Consider the following 19,349-nt stretch of genomic DNA (forward strand, 5'->3'; position numbering starts at 1 on the left):
TCGGGCAACCATGGGGTCGGACCGCCCGAGTGAGGGCGCCAGTCTAGCAGATTGCCCCTCGCGCTTCACCGCCTGCTATGCCTGCCGGGGAAGCGCAAGCCCCTGATGTATGCGCCGGCCTGGCAGGCTACAATGGGCCACCGTTTGCCCAAGACCGACACCCCATGACCAAGCCTGCCCCTGCCGTGCACAACCATCCCCTGATCGAGCCCTTCCTCGATGCCCTCTGGCTGGAGCGGGGGCTGTCCGATAATACGGTCAGCTCCTATCGCACGGATCTGGAAAAGTTTGCCCTCTGGCTCGACGGCCAGGGTGGCTCCCTGCTGCTGGCGGGGATGGATGACATCCAGCACTACCTCGCCTGGCGGGTGGACCAGCAGTTTGCGGCGAGCAGCACGGCCCGCTTCCTCTCGGCCCTGCGCCGCTTCTATCAGTATCTCAATCGCGAGAAGCTGCGCAGCGACGACCCGACAGTGCTGCTGGAGGGGCCCAAGCTGCCCAAGAAGCTGCCCTCGGATCTCAGCGAGGCCGAGGTGGATGCGCTACTCACGGCGCCCCTGGTGGACGATCCGCTGGAGCTGCGGGACAAGGCGATGCTCGAGTTGCTCTATGCCACCGGGCTGCGGGTCTCCGAGCTGGTGGGGCTCACCGCCGAGCATGTCAGCCTGCGCCAGGGGCTGGTGCGGGTGGTGGGCAAGGGCAACAAGGAGCGGCTGGTGCCCATGGGGGAGGAGGCGGTGTACTGGCTGGAGCGCTACTACAGAGAGGGACGGACCCTGCTGCTGGGGGGCACCAGCTCGGACGTGGTCTTCCCCTCCAAGCAGGCCAGGATGATGACCCGCCAGACCTTCTGGCATCGCATCAAGCTCTATGCCCAGCGGGCGGGGATCAGGGGGGAGCTCTCCCCCCACACCCTGCGCCACGCCTTCGCCACCCATCTGCTCAACCACGGCGCCGATCTGCGGGTGGTGCAGATGCTGCTGGGGCACGCGGATCTCTCCACCACCCAGATCTACACCCACGTGGCCAACGAGCGGCTCAAGGCGCTCCATGGGGAGCATCATCCCCGGGCCTGACCCCGTGAGGTGGCGGAACCCAGCGCCTGGGCAAAGAAAGGGGGCGATGGCTTGCGCCTCGCCCCCGGAGTGGCCAACCTGCTTGGCCTGTTTCACAGACTCATCATTCCATTGTTTGGATGCTGACCTCCACCTCGGCCTTGACCTGGTTGTCTTCATCATCCTTCAGCGTGACCACCAGGGGGTCCGGATTGATCGCCTGCAGGTTGATGTTGCCGAGATCGGCGAGGCCGGGTTCAAGCTCCAGCACGAAGGCGCAATCATAGTGCCCGCCGGGCAGTATGGTCCCGCCCGTGGTGCAGAGTGAGAAGGGTCCGAAGCCGGCCTCATGAGTACTCACCCCAGGCTCATCGTAGAGGGTGAAGCTGCCCGGGATCCCGCTCCCATCCGCCACATCGACCCCCTTGAAGGTCAAGGCGGTGACGGTCAGGGTGTCTACCCCGTTGTTGCTGATGCGGACAAAGCCTGCGGCCTTGAGGGCAAAGAGCTTGCTGATGTCGGGGAGGACATCGGTGAACTCCACCGTGGCATCATCGCTGTCGGTCACGGATTGATTGTCCTCGTCCGTGCCACTGATGGTGGCAATGTTGGTGTGGCTGTCGCCTCCATTTCCCTGCAGATCCTTGGATATGGTGCAACTGGCGTTCTGGCCCGGGTTCAGCACGAAGCCGGTCAAGGCCACGGCGGGCACGAGCGGTACGCCGTTCTTCTTGTCCACCATGCACAGACTGGTCAAACTGCCGAACTTGTCGTCCTCCAGGGTACTGAAGGTGACCTTGTCTACGCCGCCAGCATCGACGGAGAAGGTAAAGGTATAGGCCACCGAACGCTTCTCATCGGAGTCGCCGGTCTCGGGCACACTGACGGGAACGGCATCCTTTTGCAGCGTGATGGTCGACGCCACGTCATTGATGTTGATGGTGGCGCTGTCATCCCCCGTTGCCTCATCCCCTTCGTTGTCCAGGGCCTTGGCAGTCACCTTGTTGGTGTGCACATCGCCGGCATTACCCCCCACAAACTCGGTGAAGCTGCATTCGAAGGGCGTGCCCTTGGACAGGGTCACCCCGCTGCCCAGATCGCAGGTGCCCTGCCCATCCAGATCGCCGAACATGTCGTCCACCAGACTGGTCAGGGTGAGCGGATTGTCGTGATCGCCCGCGGTATTGGTGACCCTGACGGTGTAGGTCACATTGGTCCCCGGCTCCAGCACCTCGTCAACGGAGGGGGTCTTCTCAACCGCGATGGTCGGCGGGAGATTGGTGATCTCGACCATCTTGGCCCCGCTGCAGTTGTTGCCCGCAGACTGGAAGCCGGCCGGGCAGGTGCTGCCGTCGCCGACAGTGCCACCGTTCTTGTCCTTGAACAGGGCCACTATGTTGTCGACGTATTTCTCGGGACTCTGATCGTTGGGCAGATCGCGATCCTTGATATGCAGGGTGAACTCGCAACTGTAGGTGGCGCTGGGCAGTACCTCCTTCGTCGTCGAGCCCGCAGCGGGTTTCGCGCAGGTGCTGCTGAGCAGGTAGATGCCGTCTGCGGTCCCCACGCTCTCGGTGGATCCCCACAGGTCCACGCTCTTGTCGTAGGAGCCATCTCCGCCTACGTCTATTTCATCCTTCAGGCTGGCGATATAGAGAGAGGCGGCACTCGAGTTGGTAAAGCTCAGGCTATAGGTGAACACGCCACCCGGTTCGGGCAGACTGGCCGGCTCGACCGTCTTGGTGATGGTGGGCGGCTCAGGCCTGATGAAGACATTGATGGCGAAGCTGTCGCAGTTGCACTTGGACTTGGTGGCGGGCACGGCGCCGGGAGGCACTGTGCTCTCGCTGCAACTCAGGCTCTTCTGGATGTCCCAGGCCGCGCAATAGGTGAACAGGGCCTTGTTGGGATCCGTGGGACTGGGTTGACAGAGCATGGTGATGGGCTGGTTGAAGAGCGTGTATTGATCGGTGCCGTTGGCCTTGGTGATATCACCGCAGGTATCCAGAAAATCGGTCGCCTTCAGTTTCGGCTCCAGATTCACATAGGCGACCTGGCCATTCTCCCCGGCGTCGCTCGCCTTGGGCAGTACCAGGCTGCAGTTTCTTGCGCCTCCCTGCACCACCTGCGGGCTCTGGGACGTTCTCGGCAGGTAGAAGGTGGTGTCATAACGCTCGCTGGCGTTGGTCTTGATGGTCACGTCTGCATTGAAGGTGAACACCTGGCCATTGGTGCACTCCTGGTTCGGATTCACCGGCACCACTTTGGAGACCTCGATGTCCTTGGCCGTGCAGTTGAGGCTGCCGCCCGCGAGTGAGCCACCCTTGGCAATATAGGCGTCTGCCATACAGGCCTCTTGTTGCAGGCCCGGAAAGATGCCGGCCCAGGCTGGGGTGAGGCTGAGCCCCCCCAGCATGAGGATCCCGAAGGGGACCGTCAGGGATCTGAGCAGGCGATTGCGCTGACTTGGTTTCATAGCATTTCCCTCTTCCTATCTTGTGGTTCTTGGTTCCATGTCACTCGGCTGCGACTGCCTGAACCGAGTGATGTCCCAGGCCCGGACGTGACCACGCAGAGGCCCGATCTCCTGTGAACGAGACGGGGGATCGGGCATAGTCCTGTGGAGTGGGCATCGATAGACAGCACCCCTGCAGCAAGGAATGCACCAAATAGATAAGTAATTGAGCAAAAAGGAATTAATGGTTTTTTTCAGCAGCAATCGCGGGAAGGTGTCGACCAAGTTGTAACGATGGATGGGGGTGTCAGGCGGTACTGAGATGGTAGTTGATTGATAAGTAATGCTTTTTTATTTATTTCCCCCTGTAACAGCGATGGAACAGGGGCGCTCCGAGTGAGGGCTCGTCAACCCCTCGGATTGTGGGACTGTCCCTCGGGGCGAGGAGAGTGGGTGGGCCGCCAAGGCGGCTAGGGTCGCTGCATGCAGTGTGACGACCCCTTGGACATTGTCGCCGGGAGCACGAGTGTCGGATTCGGCCACTGTATCAAGGCTGAGACAATCCCATCGCCTTGACGGTTTGCCACCAGTCACTGCATTGAATTCATGGAAGGGTCTTGCACTTTGAACGCGGGGTGCCGAGGTGGGGGGAGTGCGAGAGAAAGCCGGGGTTGAGGCAAGGCTTGAGCCAGGGGGACCTCTTCTGGGCTTAAACACGAGGGAGGCACAGGGCCTCCCTCTTGCCATCGGATGGTGTCAGGCATGCACGCCGGCGACGCCTCCGGGCTAGCGGCTTATTTGCCCTGCTGGGATTTCAGCAAATCGCGGATTTCGGTCAGCAACTCCTGATCCTTGGTGGGGCCGGCCGGAGCGGCGGCCTCTTCCTGCTTCTTCTTCAGGGTGTTGATGGCCTTGAGCCCCATGAAGATGGCAAAAGAGATGATCAGGAAGTCGATGATGGTCTGGATGAACTTGCCGTAGGCGATGACCACGGCAGGGATGTCACCTTCGGCGGCCTTCAGGGTGACAGCCAGATCGCTGAAGTCCACCCCCCCCAGGATGAGGCCGATGGGCGGCATGATGACGTCACCCACGAAGGAGGAGACTATCTTGCCGAAGGCGGCACCTATGATGATACCGACCGCCATGTCGATGACGTTGCCTCTGGCCGCGAAGGCCTTGAACTCTTGAATCAGACTCATTTTTCCCCCTAAAAATGGACGGCGTGAGGTCAGGCCGCACGTCGAATCTGGATAATAAAACATCAATAAAACAGAGGGATGACCATGGTGTCTCCCGTCGTCCTGATTAGCTTGCGGGGCTCAAGCCCGATTGGCAACCTGTATGAATGAGAAATTTTTACATCCGGTGCTATTAACTCATCGATGACTAGGCAGACGGTGGGCAATGTGATCGGGGAGCGCCTGTGCATGTTGTGGGGAGATGGTCGGGCTGTCTGGGCAGCATCCTGGGCTCAGGATGCTTGTGATGCCTGGTCGGCGCCATGAAAAGGGCCATGGTCTTCACCATGGCCCTTGTGGTTTAACCCTGATTAAACCCTGTTACTCCCCTGGAGTGGGGCAATCTGGACAAGCCGGACAGAGCGGGCAGGTAGCCGTTGCCATGTCGGTCGCGGTGCCAAAGCCCAGGGGCGCAGTCCCTGTGGCCGTGACAGTATCGCTGAAGGAGATGGAGCCCGGGTTTTCCGACCCTGCACTACTCGGCGTGTAGGAGCCCGAATAGTCCTTGCAGTCCGCCGCGTTAAGCGTGCCTATGTTGTGCACATTGCCGCTGGGGTCGTCGGTGACGGTCACGCCGCTCAGGTTCAGCGGCGGTATGAGGCCCACCCCTGTGGTGTTGCAGACCTGGCCGCTGTAGTCGACCCTGATCACCAGCTGGCTACCCTCATCGATGACCTTGGTGCTACAGGTCTTGGTGACACTGATCCCGGGTTCTCGTTGGACTGTGGGGCAGGCTGCCGTGGCGGATGCGGTGATCGTCTGCAGCCCGCCATCGCTGGAGGCGGCCTTGACACTGACACCGTTGGTCGGCCCGTTACCGGCGGCGCCAAAGCTGCCGCTGTAGTCTTCCATTCCCCCCTTGGGTATGGAATCGAAGTTCGCGACGATGAAGTCATCGCTGGTGTCTGCCGGGGTACCGTTATCGTCGGTGACGACGACGTCATAGATGGTGCCAAAGCCTCCGTTGGTGACGACGCCTTCGAAGCTGAAGGTAAAGCCGGTCTCGGTCTCGTTGAGGTCACCGCCGGTACAGACCTTGGTGATCTCGACCTTGCACAGCTCGAAGTTATCCAGCACGAAGTCCTTCAATGCGGCCGTGAAGGAGCTGGAGGAGCGAGTCTCGGCCATGAAGCTGCTGAAACAGCCGTCACTGCCGCCGACGATCTGGCTAAGGTTGATCCCACCCTCGAAGAAGCTCTCGAAGGGGAAGGTGCCCTGGGTACCGCTCTTGGGGGTGTAATCGCTCCACAGGCCGCCGACACCGTTTGCCAGCGTGCTGGCGGGGACGGGGACGTTGCCCGTGTTGGTCAGGGCACAGGCCAGGTTGGCACCGCCCTGGCTGGCACAGACGACGTCGTTGGCACCCGAGCCCTGCAGCTTGAGTCGCAGATTGGCGGCGGCACATTGTCCCGGCTGCGGGTTGTTGTTGGTCGCCTTGCTGCAGGTCGGATCCCAGGTCACCACGGCGAGATAGGGAACCGCGTTGTTTGCCTGCGGGAAGTTGATGAGCACCAGGGTATCCCCCACTGTGTGCTTGCCGCTGAATTTGCCGTTGGGCAGGGCGGTGACCTTCTGTTTGAAGAACCAGAACCCCATGAAGGCATCACCTACATTGGAGATCCTGTCGGCGCCGAAGTAGAGCAACAGGTCGTTATTCTCGTTGTATGCGGCGGCATAGGCGTGGGTCAGGTCATCCTTGTCGGGCACAGAGCCATCGCTCCAGCTCCATTTATCGATATCCAGTATGTCTTTATCCCCCCCGCCAAAGATGCTCCTTGGGGCTGTGTCCTGGATGATGCCGGTGAATTTGGTGGCCCCTCCGGTGTCTGGTGGGGTGTCCCAGTCATCGCTCATGACGGCGCCTGTGTCGATGTTGTCCTGTGGATTGGCATCCAGCTCGAAGGGTGATTCCGCCGTGGCGGCCAGTGCCGGCGCACTGAGCGCCAGCAGCAGGGTCAGGGCCGTGAGTGTTAGGCCATTCTGCAAACAGCGCGGCCAGAGAGACATTGCTCGGGTATCCATGTTGCATTCCTTCTGCTTGTTGTTGTCCTTGTCGTCCGGTTCTACTTGCACAGCCGGAGGCGCTGCATGAATGCAGACTTCGTTCCATATGGATAAGGCTTTGAAAGTAAATAAAAAAATAATTATTTCGATGAAATGGGGTAAGGGCGTTGTTAACCGAAGGAGACAGAAATTGATGAATTATCGGTGTTTGAGCAGGCTTCACATTGAAAGGGGGCTTTTTGGCACTGTTCCCGAGGCGAAACAAAGAGGGTATAGCGGTTGCCCTGCTGGGCTGACAAAGCAATATCAATATCTAATCAAGTTTTTGTTTTAATTTGTTTTATTGTCTTTTTACGGTCCATTTGAGTTCGTTTTTATCCTTGTTTCATAAGTGGCACATGTAGGCCATCTATCCAATACTTTGCACATTGTTTGGCCGCAGAGTTGTGGAGTGTTGTTGATGGAGATTCGTACGCTACTGTGTGTCAACACGAGCGAGGTATGGCGCCCTCCGTCACATGCATCGTCACTGGGGTGGCGTTTTTGTTCGGCCTCATCGCCTCAGGAAGCGTTCAGCCACTACGCACAACAGGCGCCCAGAGTCGGTCTGGTGCTGTTGAGCGAAGATGCCGCCGAGGCGGTGGAGACCCTGTTTCGTCAGACATGCAGCACCATGATCTGGGTCGCACTTGCTCCCCCTCATCTGCTGGCCCTGCCCAGGATACAAGAGCTGCTCCTGAACTACTGTTTCGACTATCACAGCCTGCCGGTAGAGGATGATCGTCTGCTGGCTGTGCTGGGGCATGCGTTTGGCATCGCCTGCTTGAGGAGGGGGGCTCATCGCCCCTGCGATCGTGGCAAGGAGGAGGGGGGGATTATCGGTACCAGCCCCGTCATGCGGCAGATGATGAATCGGGTCGAGCGACTGGCGAAGGCTGATTCGTCGGTGATATTGCAAGGGGAGAGCGGCACGGGCAAAGAGCTGGTTGCCCGGCTGATCCATCGGCACTCTCAGCGGGCTGACGGCCCCTTCGTCGCCGTCAACTGTGGCGCCATTCCACCCACCCTGATCCAGTCAGAACTGTTTGGCCATGAAAAGGGCGCCTTCACCGATGCCTGGCGCCGTCACATCGGCTGCGTGGAGCGGGCCCATCACGGTGTCCTGTTTCTCGATGAGATAGGGGACCTCCCATTGCCGATGCAGGTCAATCTGCTGAGATTCTTGCAGGAACGCACCATAGTGAGAGTCGGTGGCGTCGAGCCTATCGAGGTGGATATCCGGGTGATAGCCGCGACAAACAGGGTGCTGGATCAGGAGATGGCGCAGGGCAATTTTCGTTCCGATCTCTTCTACCGTCTCTGTGTGCTGGACTTGGCGCTGCCTCCCCTGCGTGAACGGGGGGAGGATATCATCTTGCTTGCCCAGTATTTCCTGAACAAGCTGGGTAGCACCTTGAATCCCAAGGTGAATGGTTTCACTGCCAGCGCCATGCACCAGATGATGAAGTATCACTGGCCTGGCAATGTGCGGGAGCTCAAGAACCGGTTGGAGCGAGCGCTGGTCCTGTGTGAAGGGTGCCGTATCGATCACCAGGATCTGGGGCTGGCCCTGCCGCTGGTAGAGGGCGCCATTCGTCCCCTTAACCTGGTCAGGGCCGAGGCGGAATGCGAGGCCGTGCGCCGGGCTTTGGTGCTCTGTGGCAACAATGTGACCGAGGCCGCCCGGCACCTCGGGATCTCCAGGCTCACCCTCTACCGGGTGCTGGAGCGCTCTGCACCTCCTCCTCCTCCCGAGGCCCTGATTTCCTAGCGTCTCTCCCAAGCCGACCTGCCGCTGTTCTCTGCTCGCCTGAGGCGTGTATCATACCGCCTTGCCATCGGCTCACCGTATTAGAAGACAGGATTGACACCATGCCCCTGCAAATCCGTCGTCGTCCCCGAGTGGATGACGCTCACCTGCCAGATACCCTGCACCCCCTGCTTCGCCAAATCTTCGCCAGCCGCGGGGTGGAAGATCCCGCCCTGCTGGAGCGCAGCGCCAGCCAGCTGCTGCCACCCCAGCGCCTGTTTGGCATGGAGCAGGCGGTGCCCCTGCTGGCGGATGCCCTGACGGCGCAGCAGCGCATCCTCATCGTCGGCGACTTCGACTGCGATGGCGCCACCAGCTCGGCCCTGTGCGTGCTGGCCCTGCGGGCCATGGGGGGACGCCACATCGATTTTCTGGTGCCCAACCGCTTCGAGTTCGGCTACGGCCTCACCCCCGAAATCGTCGAGCTGGCGGTGGCCAGGGGCGCCGAGTTTCTCATCACGGTGGACAACGGCATCTCCAGCATTGCCGGGGTGGCGGCGGCCAAGGCGGCCGGGATGCGGGTACTGGTTACCGATCACCACCTGCCGGGCCAGGAGCTGCCTGATGCCGATGCGATAGTGAACCCCAACCAGCGTGGTTGCGATTTTCCCTCCAAGTCTCTGGCCGGGGTCGGGGTGGCCTTCTATCTGATGGCGGCCCTCAACACCCACCTGCGCCAGAGCGGCTGGTATGAGCGCCAGGGCATTCGCGCCCCCAACGTGGCGGACTATCTGGATCTGGTGGCGCTTGGCACCGTCGCCGACGTGGTGGCGCTGGATGGCAACAACCGCATCCTGGTGCATCAGGGCTTGCAGCGGATCCGGGCCGGTCGTTGCCGCCCCGGTATCCAGGCGCTGGTGGATGTCTCCGGCCGCGACGGCCGCCGCCTGTGCGCCGCCGATCTCGGCTTTGCCCTGGGGCCCCGCCTCAATGCGGTGGGTCGCCTGGATGACATGTCCCTTGGGGTCGCCTGTCTGCTCAGCGATGACATCAACCTGGCGCGCCAGCTTGCGGCCGAGATGGACAGCCTCAACCAGGAGCGCAAGGAGATAGAGCAGGGGATGCAGCAGGAGGCCCTCGCCACCCTGGAGCAGATCCGTTTTCGTGATGGTGAAGTCCCCTCCGGCATAGTGCTGCACAGGGACGAGTGGCATCAGGGGGTGGTGGGGCTGGTGGCCTCCAAGATCAAGGAGAAGTACTACAGACCCGTGATCGCCTTTGCCGAGAGTAGCGACACCGAGCTCAAGGGCTCGGGCCGCTCCATCCCTGGGGTACATCTGCGCGATGCCCTCGAGCTGCTCGATACCCGCCATCCGGGCCTGATGGGCAAGTTTGGCGGCCATGCCATGGCGGCCGGGCTGACCCTGCCCAAGGTCAATATAGAGGCGTTCGGTCGCGCATTTGAGGCGGTGATCGGTGAGCTGGTGACCCCTGAGCTGCTGACCGGGGTGCTGCTCACCGACGGCGAACTGCTGCCGGACGAGCTCAGCCTGGAGCTGGCGGAGCTCATCCGCGCCTCCGGCCCCTGGGGTCAGGCCTTCCCCGAGCCGCTGTTCGACGGCGAGTTTGTGCTGGTGCAGCAGCGCCTGGTGGGGGAGAAGCACCTCAAGATGATGCTGACCACGGATTCCGGCCATGCGGTGGATGCCATCGCCTTCGGGGTGGATCTCAAGCGCTGGCCCGATGCCTCGGTGAAACGGGTGCGGCTGGTCTATCGGCTCGATGTCAACGAGTGGCGCGGCAACCGCAGCGTCCAGCTGCTGGTGGAGCATCTGGAGGCCGCCGGTCTCTGAGCCGGCGGCGACTCCACCCTGTCGATGACAACGGCCACCCTGGGGTGGCCGTTTTTGTTGCCGGAGCGGCTATGCCCTCACCGAATGGGGCTCAAGGGTCGAGGATGGGAGTCGTTCCCCGCGGTTTTCATTGAGGGCGTTAAATGCCCTCTTTGCGGAGAAAGCAGGCTGTTTGTATCGAATTTTCCCGGTTAGTGGATGCCAAAATTCAATATGAAGGGGAATTGTGATATATTCGGCCCGCTCAACCCCTTGCCTTTTCAAGGAGCCTGTCCCTTGCCACCCCTTGGCCGATCATTGCGCTGGCCGATGGCGTTCGCCGTCGCCTGCCTGCTGTGGCTTGCCGCCTCTGCCGCGGCAGGGCCAGGTGCGCCCGCGCTGTCGACCCAGGGGACATCGACATCCTCGATGCAGCTGCACGAGCCTCCCGTGTCGGAGTTGGCCGACAGCGTCAGCCTGCCTCCCGCCTCCCAGTGGCGGCTCAGCGCCGAGCAGGGGCGGCGGCTGGAAGGGACCAGGGATCCGGATCTCTACCAGATGCTGCTGGCCTGGTTCCAGCACGAGATCCTCGGCCTGCTCTGCGGCCTGCTGTTTTTCCTGCCCCTCATCTATCTCAGACAATGGCCGACCTGCTTGGGTCATCTGCACCAGCGGCAACTGCTCTGCCATCACCTGCAATTTCGCTTCTGCCAGGGCGACTAGCGCTGCTCGCCTCGCCGGGCGCACGCCGACGCCGTCTCTGCCGCTGATCCCTTTTTGTTGATCCGCCGACCCCCGTCGTCTGCGATCGCGCCCGTGCTGACTGTCATCCGGTTTCTGCCGCTGGCCCCTGGCCAGGGGCGGACTCTCTCTTTGCACAATCTCGTGGTGAGCTGCCTTCATGGACTATTACGTCAATTTGTTTATTCAGTCGATCTTTGTGGAAAACCTGGCCCTGGCCTTCTTTCTCGGCATGTGTACCTTCCTCGCGGTGTCGAAGAACATCAACACCGCCTTCGGCCTTGGCATGACGGTGCTGGTGGTCATGGTGATCGCCATCCCCCTCAACAACCTGATCTACCGCCATATACTGCGCCCGGACAGCACCTTCCTCGGGGAATTTGACCTGAGCTTTCTCGATTTCATCATCTACATAGGCGTGCTGGCGGCCCTGGTGCAGGTGATGGAGATGGTACTGGACAAGCATTTCCCGGCGCTCCATCAGGCCCTGGGCATCTATCTGCCGCTGTTGACGGTGCACTGCGCCATCTTCGGCGGCGTCATCTTCATGGCGCAGCGGGATTATGACTTCATCGAATCCGTGGTCTATGGGGCTGGCTCCGGGCTCGGCTGGCTGCTGGCCATAGTCGCCATCGCCGGCCTGCGCCAGAAGATGAAGTATTCGGACGTGCCAGAGGGATTGAGGGGCATCGGTATCACCTTCATAGTGGCGGGACTGATGTCGCTCGGCTTCATGTCATTTTCCGGGATCTCGCTGTGAGCGTCGGCTCGCTATGGCATCACGGAGGAGTGTTGAAGACCGGGGCCATCAACCCAGCGTCTTGGCCATGTTGTAGCCCGTGATGCGAAAGCCTATCTCTTCGTAGAGCGCCCTGGCTCTGGGGTTGTCATGGGCGACCCTCAGCTTGATCTGGCTGACGCCAAGGCACTTCAATTCGGCCTCCAGCACCGCCATGGCGGCCTTGCCATAGCCCAGTCCGCGATGGGTCGGGAGTGTGTAGAAGTCATAGATGAAGGTGGTGTGGGCCGCGTTGTCGATGCTGTGCCAGAGATAGCCGGCGATGGCCGTCGTCGGTGCGACTGCGCCCCCGACATTGTCATTCACAGGGAGGATGCAGAGCAGGCTATGGCCCGGCGTGGCGGCCCCTTGGGGCAGGTGTTGCAGCAAGGAGGCCTCGGCCTGTTGGCGGGCATCGGCCAGGATCAGCCCGTGATTGCTGGCAAGATCCTGGGCGTAGTCGTCGATGAAGTAGTCGCGATAGGCGGGGAATGCCGCCTCATCCATGGGGATCAGCCGAACGATAGGGGTTGGCATCTGAGTGTCACTCAAGGAAAGGGAGTCGTCACCTTAACCCCGGCGCCGGGAATTAGCCAAGGGATTGGCCGGGCGTGTCGAGTCAGACTGGTTCAACAAGAAGAGCGCCCTTGGGCGCTCTTCTTTTAGCAGGAGAGGTTATTTGACCCCTCTTTCGGGCAAGATCATTTGACCTCTTCACCCTTGGCCTGCAGATCCGCGTGGTAGGAGGAGCGCACGAAGGGGCCGCAGGCGGCATGGCTGAAGCCGAGATCCATGGCGACGTCTTTCAGCTCGTCGAACTCTGCGGGCGGCACGTAGCGCTTCACCGGCAGGTGGTGACGGCTCGGCTGCAGGTACTGGCCCAGGGTCAGCATGTTGACGCCGTGCTCGCGCAGATCCTTGAGCACCTGGACAATCTCTTCGTTGGTCTCGCCCAGACCCATCATGACGCCGGACTTGGTCGGCACATGGGGGTGCATCTCCTTGATGCGGCGCAGCAGCTCCAAAGACCACTTGTAGTCGGCACCCGGGCGGGCAACCCGGTACATGCGCGGGGCGGTTTCCAGGTTGTGGTTGAACACATCCGGCGGGGTCTCGCGGAACACTTCCAGCGCCTGCTCCATGCGGCCGCGGAAGTCCGGGGTCAGGATCTCGATGCGGGTCTGGGGGCTGTGCTCGCGGATCTGCTTGATGCAGTCGGCGAAGTGCTGGGCACCGCCGTCCCGCAGATCGTCGCGGTCCACCGAGGTGATGACCACGTATTTGAGCCCCATCTCCTTGATGGTGAGCGCCAGCTTCTTCGGCTCTTCGGGATCCAGCGCCAGCGGGCGGCCGTGGGCCACGTCGCAGAAGGGGCAGCGGCGGGTGCAGATGGCGCCCATGATCATGAAGGTGGCCGTGCCGTGGTTGAAGCACTCCGCCAGGTTGGGGCAGGAAGCCTCTTCACAGACCGAGTGCAGCTTGTTCTTGCGCAGGGTGCTCTTGATGTGCTCGATCTTCTGGCTCGACGGCGGCAGCTTGATCCGCATCCAGTCCGGCTTGCGCAGCACTTCCTCGTTGGGATCCGGCATGAATTTCACCGGGATCAGGGCCATCTTGTCGCCATCGCGCAGCTTGACGCCCGGCTCCATACGAACGGGTTTGCTCATGATTCACTCTCGGTGTTTGTTATTGTCTGATTGGTAGCCATCAGGGTCTGCTCTGAGCCCTCATGGTTGCACGGCATGGGGTTGCTCATGCGGCTTCTTCGCTATTGATGATCGTTTGGTAGCCAATCAGGCGGGCCAGTTCGGCCACCAGAATGGATTGCGCCTCGGCCACGCTCTGCGGGCCGCCCAGGGCGCTGGTCTGGGTCATGGCCATGCCCGCATAACCGCACGGATTGATGCGCAGGAAGGGGGTCATGTCCATGTTGATATTGAGGGCCAGTCCGTGGAAGGAGCAGCCCTTGCGGATCCTCAGGCCCAGGGAGGCGAGCTTGGCCTCCATGCCAAGGTCATTCTTCACGTAGACGCCGGGGGCATCGGCCTTGGCATAGGCCTGGATGTCGCTTCTGGCCAGGGTGTTGATGATGGCGGTTTCCAGGCAGGTCACCAGCTCGCGCACCGAGAGCTTGCTGCGGCGCACGTCAACCAGCACATAGAGCACCAGCTGGCCGGGACCGTGATAGGTCACCTGGCCGCCGCGATCGCTCTGCACCACGGGGATGTCACCGGGGGCGAGCAGATGCTCGGCCTTGCCGGCCTGGCCCTGGGTGTAGACGGGATCGTGCTCCACCACCCAGAACTCGTCGGGTGTCTCGCTGGTGCGGTTGTCGGTGAAGGCCTTCATGGCGTCCCACACCGGCTGGTAGGGGCGACGGCCCAACTGTCTGACTAACAGCCGTGGCTGGGCGGGGATCTGTGATGACATCTTTCCTCACTGACTGGCGCTTGCGTCGGCAAAACAGAATGGCAAATAATCGCTCGCCCCGATGGCGGGGCGAGAGAGGCGACTCACAGGACGTAGCGAACCAGCTCGATCTTGCCGAGTGCGGTGTACATGGCTTCGATGTGCTCCTTGCTCTGGGCAGTGACCGTCACTCGTACCGAGTGATAGTTGCCCTTGGTGCTGGGCTGAACGGTCGGGCTGTAAGTGCCCGGGGCATGTTGCTGCAGCACTTCAACCACCTGATCCGGCAGGGCGGGATCGGCCACGCCAAGCACCTTGAACGGGAACTTGCAGGGGAACTCCAGCAGCTCATCAAACTTGGTATTCATCTCACTCACCTTTAGCGTCGTCACGAAACGACTTCATCTTGCATCTTGTCTGGCCGAGGTACTCGGGCCGCCAGTCGCGTCAACCATGGGCACGGCTCCATCTTATATGGGCACTGCCCGGCGCGGGATCAAGCCCGCCAGGTCGACAGGACGTGGGAATGCTGCTTTTTACCACAAATGGAGCGTCGGCGGAACCTGCAGATTGCAGGGTTATTCACTGCCATGATGCGGTAAAGACAGCAGCGGCGCCTGTTGGCGCCGCTGTTTGGTCAGGATCGTGCGCAGGTTACTTGAACCAGCTGGCGACCAGCATCACCAGGTAATCCCACAGACGGCTCATCAGGCCACCTTCCTGCACCTCTTCCAGGGCGACCAGCGGAACCTGCTTGATCTCCTTGTCACCCTGCTTGAGGAACACGGTACCGACGCGCTGACCCTTGGCCAGCGGGGCCTTCAGCTCGCTCTCGAGCTGGAAGTCCGCCTTCAGGTTGTTGCCCTGGCCACGGGTGACCAGCACGGAGACATCCTGATCGACGCCCAGTTTCACTTCGGACTTGTCGCCCATCCAGATCTTCTGGGTCACCAGCTCGGTACCCGCCTTGTAGGGGGTCAGGCTCTGGAAGAAGCGGAAACCGTAGGTGAGCAGCTTCTTGCTCTCGGCGGCGCGGGAGCCTTCGCTGCTGGCACCCAGCACCACGGCGATCAGGCGCATGCCCTCGTTGTTGGTGGCGGAGGAGACCAGGTTGTAGCCGACCTGGCTGACATGGCCGGTCTTGATGCCATCCACTTGCAGGGACTGATCCCACAGCAGGCGGTTGCGGTTGTGCTGGGTGATGCCGTTGAACACGAACGACTTCTGGGAGTAGATCTTGTACTCCTCCGGCAGGTCGCGGATCAGCGCCTGACCCAGGCGGGCCATGTCATGGGCCGTACTGTAGTGGCCTTCTGCATCCAGACCGTGGGGGTTCATGAAGTGGCTGTCGTTCATGCCGAGCTTGGCGGCCCAGGAGTTCATCAGGCTGGCGAAGGAGTCGGTGCTGCCCGCCAGGTGTTCGGCCATGGCGACGCAGGCGTCGTTGCCGGACTGGATGATGATGCCCTTGTTGAGATCATCGACCGAGACCTGCTTGCCCACCTCGATGAACATCTTGGAGGAGTCGGAGTAGTTCTTGGACCAGGCGTTCTGGCTGATGGTCACCATGTCGGTGCGCTTGATGTTCCCCTTCAGCAGCTCCTGGCCGATGATGTAGGAGGTCATCATCTTGGTCAGGCTGGCGGGGGGCAGACGCTCTTCGGCGTTCTGCTCGGCCAGCACCTGACCGGAGTAGTAGTCGATCAGAATATGGGCCTTGGCGGAGATCTCCGGCGCGGCAGGTACCACCATGGGGGCGCTGTTCAGGGTGGGGACCGGCTGGGCAGTCGGCAGAGCCGAATCCGGCGTCGGTACTGGCTGGTTGGCCTGGGCGGTCGCGCTTAGCAGGGAGGCCAGAATAACGGAACGGGCAAATTTGGACATCTTGAAATTCCTGGTGCCTGGATGGGGATTACCCAAGTTGAAAAAAAGCGGGCTCCACTATACCAGATGTGCCGGTCGGTCATAGTCCGGTGTGCCATCTGGTCTGGTTTTTTATCCATCGGTTGTCGGCGTCACGCCGGGAAACGACGTGACGCCTGTATAAGGTTGTGATCCGTTGCTATCAAGGAACGATAAAGGCCTGCTCCAGCCCCCCCTGCCGGATCTGTTCCAGCAGGCTTGCCTGCTGATCGGCGGCGACCGGTCCCAGCAGCACCCGGAAGATGGCGTCGTGGGCCACCACCTGGTAGGGCACGCCGTAGCGCTGGGTCATCACCTTGCCCATGGCCTCGGCCCTGGGTTGGGAGCCACTGGCCAGTACCTGGATCATCTTGCCCTGGCCGGTTGCGGCCTTGGGCGTGGAGAGGGTGCCGGTCGCCGTGGCGGCCGCCGCGGGAGCGGCCTTGGCCGGGGTGACTGTGGTTGCAGCCTCAGGCTGGGCCTCACCCAGGAAGGCGGCCTCCTGGGCTGCCGGCTGCATGGGTTGCATCGGCGTCATGGGCACCATCTCGACCATCTGATCCGGCTGATCGGTGATGAGCTCGAGACGCACCCTGGCCTCGCCTCCATCGACCATTTCCAGCTGTTTGGCTGCGGCATGGGAGAGATCGATCAGGCGCTCGCTGCCGAAGGGGCCGCGATCGTTGACTCTCACTATGGTCTCCAGCCCGTTGTCCAGGTTGGTGACCCGCACATAGCTCGGCAGCGGCAGGTTGCGGTGGGCGGCGCTGAACAGGGTGCTGTCCTGCACGTCGCCGTTGGCGGTCTTGTTGCCATCGAGATCCTGGGACAGCCAGCTGGCGGTGCCCTCCTCGCTGTAGTGCTTGATGTCGCGCCACACCTCGTACTTCTGCTTGCCAATCCAGTAGTCCCGGTTGCCGCTCTCGCTCATGGGCTCGGGGCGCGGGATGGCGCCGGTCGCCTGCGGTATCTCGATCACCTGGGGTTTTTCCGGCTTCACCTGGACCGGCGGCGGGGGAGCCTGCTCCGGTTGGCTGCTACAGGCGGCCAGCAACAAGGTCAGCGTGAGGGGGAGAAGTTTGTGGCTGTAATGCATATGCGTCCTGGATGGCTTGACTGAGTTGATGCACCGCCATCGCATAGAGAGGGCTGCGGTTGTAGCGGGTGATCACATAAAAATTGTGGCGCGCGACCCAGTATTCCGGTCCATCGGCCTGCTCCAATGCCAGCAGTTTCACCGGCGTGTCCGGTGCCAGCGGGGTGGCGAGTTCAATCCCGGCGGCAGCCAGCTCGGCCCAGCGCTGCTTGAGCTCGGGCTCGGGCGCAAGCAGGGTACCTACAGGCGCCAATCCGATCAAGGCGGGTTCCACCACTGACTCCCCCCAGCGCCAGCGGTGCTCGGCAAAGTAGTTGGCCACACTGCCGATGGCGTCCGCCGGGTTGGCAAACAGATCCCGCTTGCCGTCGCCATCGAAGTCGACGGCGTAGTGGCGATAGCTGGAGGGCATGAACTGGCCCATGCCCATGGCGCCGGCATAGGAGCCCTTGAGAGCGGTGAGTGGCCACTTCTCTTCCCGGGCAAGCAGCACCAGCTGGGCGAACTCCTTGGCGAAGAACTCCTCGCGGGCGGGGTAGTGGAACCCCAGGGTATAGAGGCTGTCGAGCACTGGGTGGCGGCCCATCTGGCGGCCATAGAAGGTCTCTATGCCGATGATGGCGACGATGAGGGAGGCGGGTACCCGGTAGTGCTGCTCGGCCCGCGCCAGGGGGGCGGCGTGGTGTTGCCAGAAGCCGACCCCGTCCCGGATCCGCTCCGGGGTGACGAACAGCGGCCGGTAGCGATGCCAGGGCTTGGCCTCCCAGGGACGGCTGATGATGTCGAGCACCTCCTGGCGCAGCCGCGCCTGGGCGGCCGCGGCCTGCAACTCGGCCAGCGGCACGGATTGTTGCTCGGCCAGCAGGCTCAGCCGCTCGGGGGAGACGCTCGCCCCCGCCGTGAGCGAACAGGCGCAGAGCACCAGCCAGCCAGCTCTCATCAGGCCAGCAGTCGTCTGTGGGTCTGGATGGACATCAGGATGCCGAAGCCCGCCATCAGGGTCACCATGGAGGTGCCGCCATAGCTCACCAGGGGCAGGGGCACCCCCACCACAGGGAGTATGCCGCTCACCATGCCCATGTTGACGAACACATAGACGAAGAAGGTGAGGGTCAGGGCGCCGCCGAGCAGGCGCTCGAAGCTGTTCTGGGCCTGCATGGAGATGAAGAGGCAGCGGCTGATGATATAGAGGTAGATCACCAGCAAGAGGGCCACCCCCACCAGGCCGAACTCCTCGCTGAACACCGCAAAGATAAAGTCGGTGTGGCGCTCGGGCAGAAACTCCAGCTGGGACTGGGTGCCCTGCAGCCAGCCCTTGCCGAACACGCCGCCTGAGCCGATGGCTATCTTGGACTGGATGATGTGGTAGCCGCGGCCGAGGGGGTCCTTCTCCGGGTCCAGCAGCATCAGTACCCGCTGGCGCTGGTAGTCGTGCATCAGGAAGAACCAGAGCACCGGCATGAAGGCGCAGATGAGCAAGACCGCCAGCCCGATCAGCCACCAGCTGATCCCCGCCAGGAAGATGACGAAGAAGCCGGAGGCCGCCACCAGGATGGAGGTGCCGAGATCGGGCTGGGCGGCGATGAGCAGGGTGGGCAGCAGCACCATCACCAGGGCTATCATCACATGGCTGAACTTCGGCGGCAGCGAATGCCGGCTGAGCCAGGCTGCCACCATGATGGGCATGGAGAGCTTCATCACCTCGGAGGGCTGGAACTTCATGAAACCGAGGTCCAGCCAGCGCTGGGCCCCCTTGCCGATATGGCCGAACACGTCCACCGCGATGAGCAGCAGCACCACCAGGGTGAACAGGGGCACGGACCAGCGCGCATAGAGGGAGGGGGGCAGCTGGGCCAGGCCTACCATCAGGCCGAAGGCGAGGCCGCCACGCACCAGCTGGCGCACTATGGAGTCAAAGTCCTGGCCCGAGGCGGAGTAGAGCACCACCATGGAGAGGGTCATCAGCGCCAGCAGGCCGAGCAGCAGCGGCAGGTCGATGTGCAGCTTGTACCAGATACTCTGCTGGCGGGCGGAGTTACTCATGAGA

The 19,349-nt window shown here is 61.9% G+C and carries 16 protein-coding genes; 5 read left to right on the top strand and 11 right to left on the bottom strand.

Annotation, left to right across the window (positions count from 1 at the left end):
• The first annotated feature begins 164 nt into the window (after positions 1-164).
• Positions 165-1,076, top strand: coding sequence for a site-specific tyrosine recombinase XerD (xerD, locus tag ACWPWQ_RS09005; protein WP_247625717.1), 912 nt, complete (start codon positions 165-167; stop codon positions 1,074-1,076).
• A 103-nt stretch (positions 1,077-1,179) separates the two neighbouring features.
• Here xerD and ACWPWQ_RS09010 read toward each other — a convergent pair whose 3' ends face one another.
• From ACWPWQ_RS09010 to ACWPWQ_RS09020, 3 genes are all read right to left on the bottom strand, one after another.
• Complete coding sequence (locus tag ACWPWQ_RS09010; RefSeq protein ID WP_454009591.1) at positions 1,180-3,531, bottom strand: hypothetical protein; 2,352 nt, start codon at positions 3,529-3,531, stop codon at positions 1,180-1,182.
• A 773-nt stretch (positions 3,532-4,304) separates the two neighbouring features.
• Positions 4,305-4,712, bottom strand: a complete 408-nt coding sequence (gene mscL / locus ACWPWQ_RS09015) for a large-conductance mechanosensitive channel protein MscL (protein WP_139437368.1) — start codon at positions 4,710-4,712, stop codon at positions 4,305-4,307.
• A 360-nt stretch (positions 4,713-5,072) separates the two neighbouring features.
• On the bottom strand, positions 5,073-6,773 hold the full coding sequence (locus tag ACWPWQ_RS09020) for a hypothetical protein (RefSeq protein ID WP_454009592.1): 1,701 nt from the start codon (positions 6,771-6,773) through the stop codon (positions 5,073-5,075).
• Between the two features lie 442 nt (positions 6,774-7,215).
• Between ACWPWQ_RS09020 and ACWPWQ_RS09025 the strand changes: the two genes are divergently transcribed.
• The 4 genes from ACWPWQ_RS09025 (at position 7,216) to nqrE (ending at position 11,877) form a co-directional block, all read left to right on the top strand.
• Positions 7,216-8,565, top strand: a complete 1,350-nt coding sequence (locus ACWPWQ_RS09025) for a sigma-54 dependent transcriptional regulator (protein ID WP_236661630.1) — start codon at positions 7,216-7,218, stop codon at positions 8,563-8,565.
• Positions 8,566-8,666: 101 nt separating this feature from the next.
• Complete coding sequence (gene recJ / locus ACWPWQ_RS09030; protein ID WP_454009593.1) at positions 8,667-10,397, top strand: single-stranded-DNA-specific exonuclease RecJ; 1,731 nt, start codon at positions 8,667-8,669, stop codon at positions 10,395-10,397.
• A 429-nt stretch (positions 10,398-10,826) separates the two neighbouring features.
• Complete coding sequence (locus tag ACWPWQ_RS09035; RefSeq protein ID WP_319916214.1) at positions 10,827-11,099, top strand: hypothetical protein; 273 nt, start codon at positions 10,827-10,829, stop codon at positions 11,097-11,099.
• Positions 11,100-11,277: 178 nt separating this feature from the next.
• Complete coding sequence (gene nqrE, locus ACWPWQ_RS09040; RefSeq protein ID WP_005329800.1) at positions 11,278-11,877, top strand: NADH:ubiquinone reductase (Na(+)-transporting) subunit E; 600 nt, start codon at positions 11,278-11,280, stop codon at positions 11,875-11,877.
• A gap of 48 nt (positions 11,878-11,925) precedes the next feature.
• Here nqrE and ACWPWQ_RS09045 read toward each other — a convergent pair whose 3' ends face one another.
• From ACWPWQ_RS09045 to rodA, 8 genes are all read right to left on the bottom strand, one after another.
• Positions 11,926-12,432: a GNAT family N-acetyltransferase gene (locus ACWPWQ_RS09045; protein ID WP_454009594.1), complete on the bottom strand. Its 507-nt coding sequence runs from the start codon at positions 12,430-12,432 to the stop codon at positions 11,926-11,928.
• A gap of 164 nt (positions 12,433-12,596) precedes the next feature.
• A complete protein-coding gene (lipA, locus tag ACWPWQ_RS09050) occupies positions 12,597-13,562 on the bottom strand; it encodes a lipoyl synthase (protein WP_042649627.1) in 966 nt (321 codons plus the stop codon).
• 85 nt (positions 13,563-13,647) lie between these two features.
• Complete coding sequence (gene lipB, locus ACWPWQ_RS09055) at positions 13,648-14,325, bottom strand: lipoyl(octanoyl) transferase LipB (protein WP_139434106.1); 678 nt, start codon at positions 14,323-14,325, stop codon at positions 13,648-13,650.
• An 83-nt stretch (positions 14,326-14,408) separates the two neighbouring features.
• On the bottom strand, positions 14,409-14,672 hold the full coding sequence (gene ybeD / locus ACWPWQ_RS09060; protein ID WP_005329804.1) for a DUF493 family protein YbeD: 264 nt from the start codon (positions 14,670-14,672) through the stop codon (positions 14,409-14,411).
• A 286-nt stretch (positions 14,673-14,958) separates the two neighbouring features.
• A complete protein-coding gene (locus ACWPWQ_RS09065) occupies positions 14,959-16,188 on the bottom strand; it encodes a D-alanyl-D-alanine carboxypeptidase family protein (RefSeq protein ID WP_005329807.1) in 1,230 nt (409 codons plus the stop codon).
• Between the two features lie 181 nt (positions 16,189-16,369).
• Positions 16,370-17,302 (bottom strand): septal ring lytic transglycosylase RlpA family protein, encoded by a 933-nt coding sequence (locus tag ACWPWQ_RS09070; RefSeq protein ID WP_454009595.1) that lies wholly within the window; start codon positions 17,300-17,302, stop codon positions 16,370-16,372.
• A complete protein-coding gene (gene mltB / locus ACWPWQ_RS09075) occupies positions 17,244-18,242 on the bottom strand; it encodes a lytic murein transglycosylase B (protein ID WP_454009596.1) in 999 nt (332 codons plus the stop codon). Before mltB ends, ACWPWQ_RS09070 begins: the two co-directional genes overlap by 59 nt.
• Positions 18,242-19,345, bottom strand: a complete 1,104-nt coding sequence (rodA, locus tag ACWPWQ_RS09080) for a rod shape-determining protein RodA (RefSeq protein ID WP_454009597.1) — start codon at positions 19,343-19,345, stop codon at positions 18,242-18,244. Before rodA ends, mltB begins: the two co-directional genes overlap by 1 nt.
• Positions 19,346-19,349 lie beyond the last annotated feature (4 nt).

The sequence above is a fragment of the Aeromonas sp. Marseille-Q7275 genome, assembly GCF_965119515.1.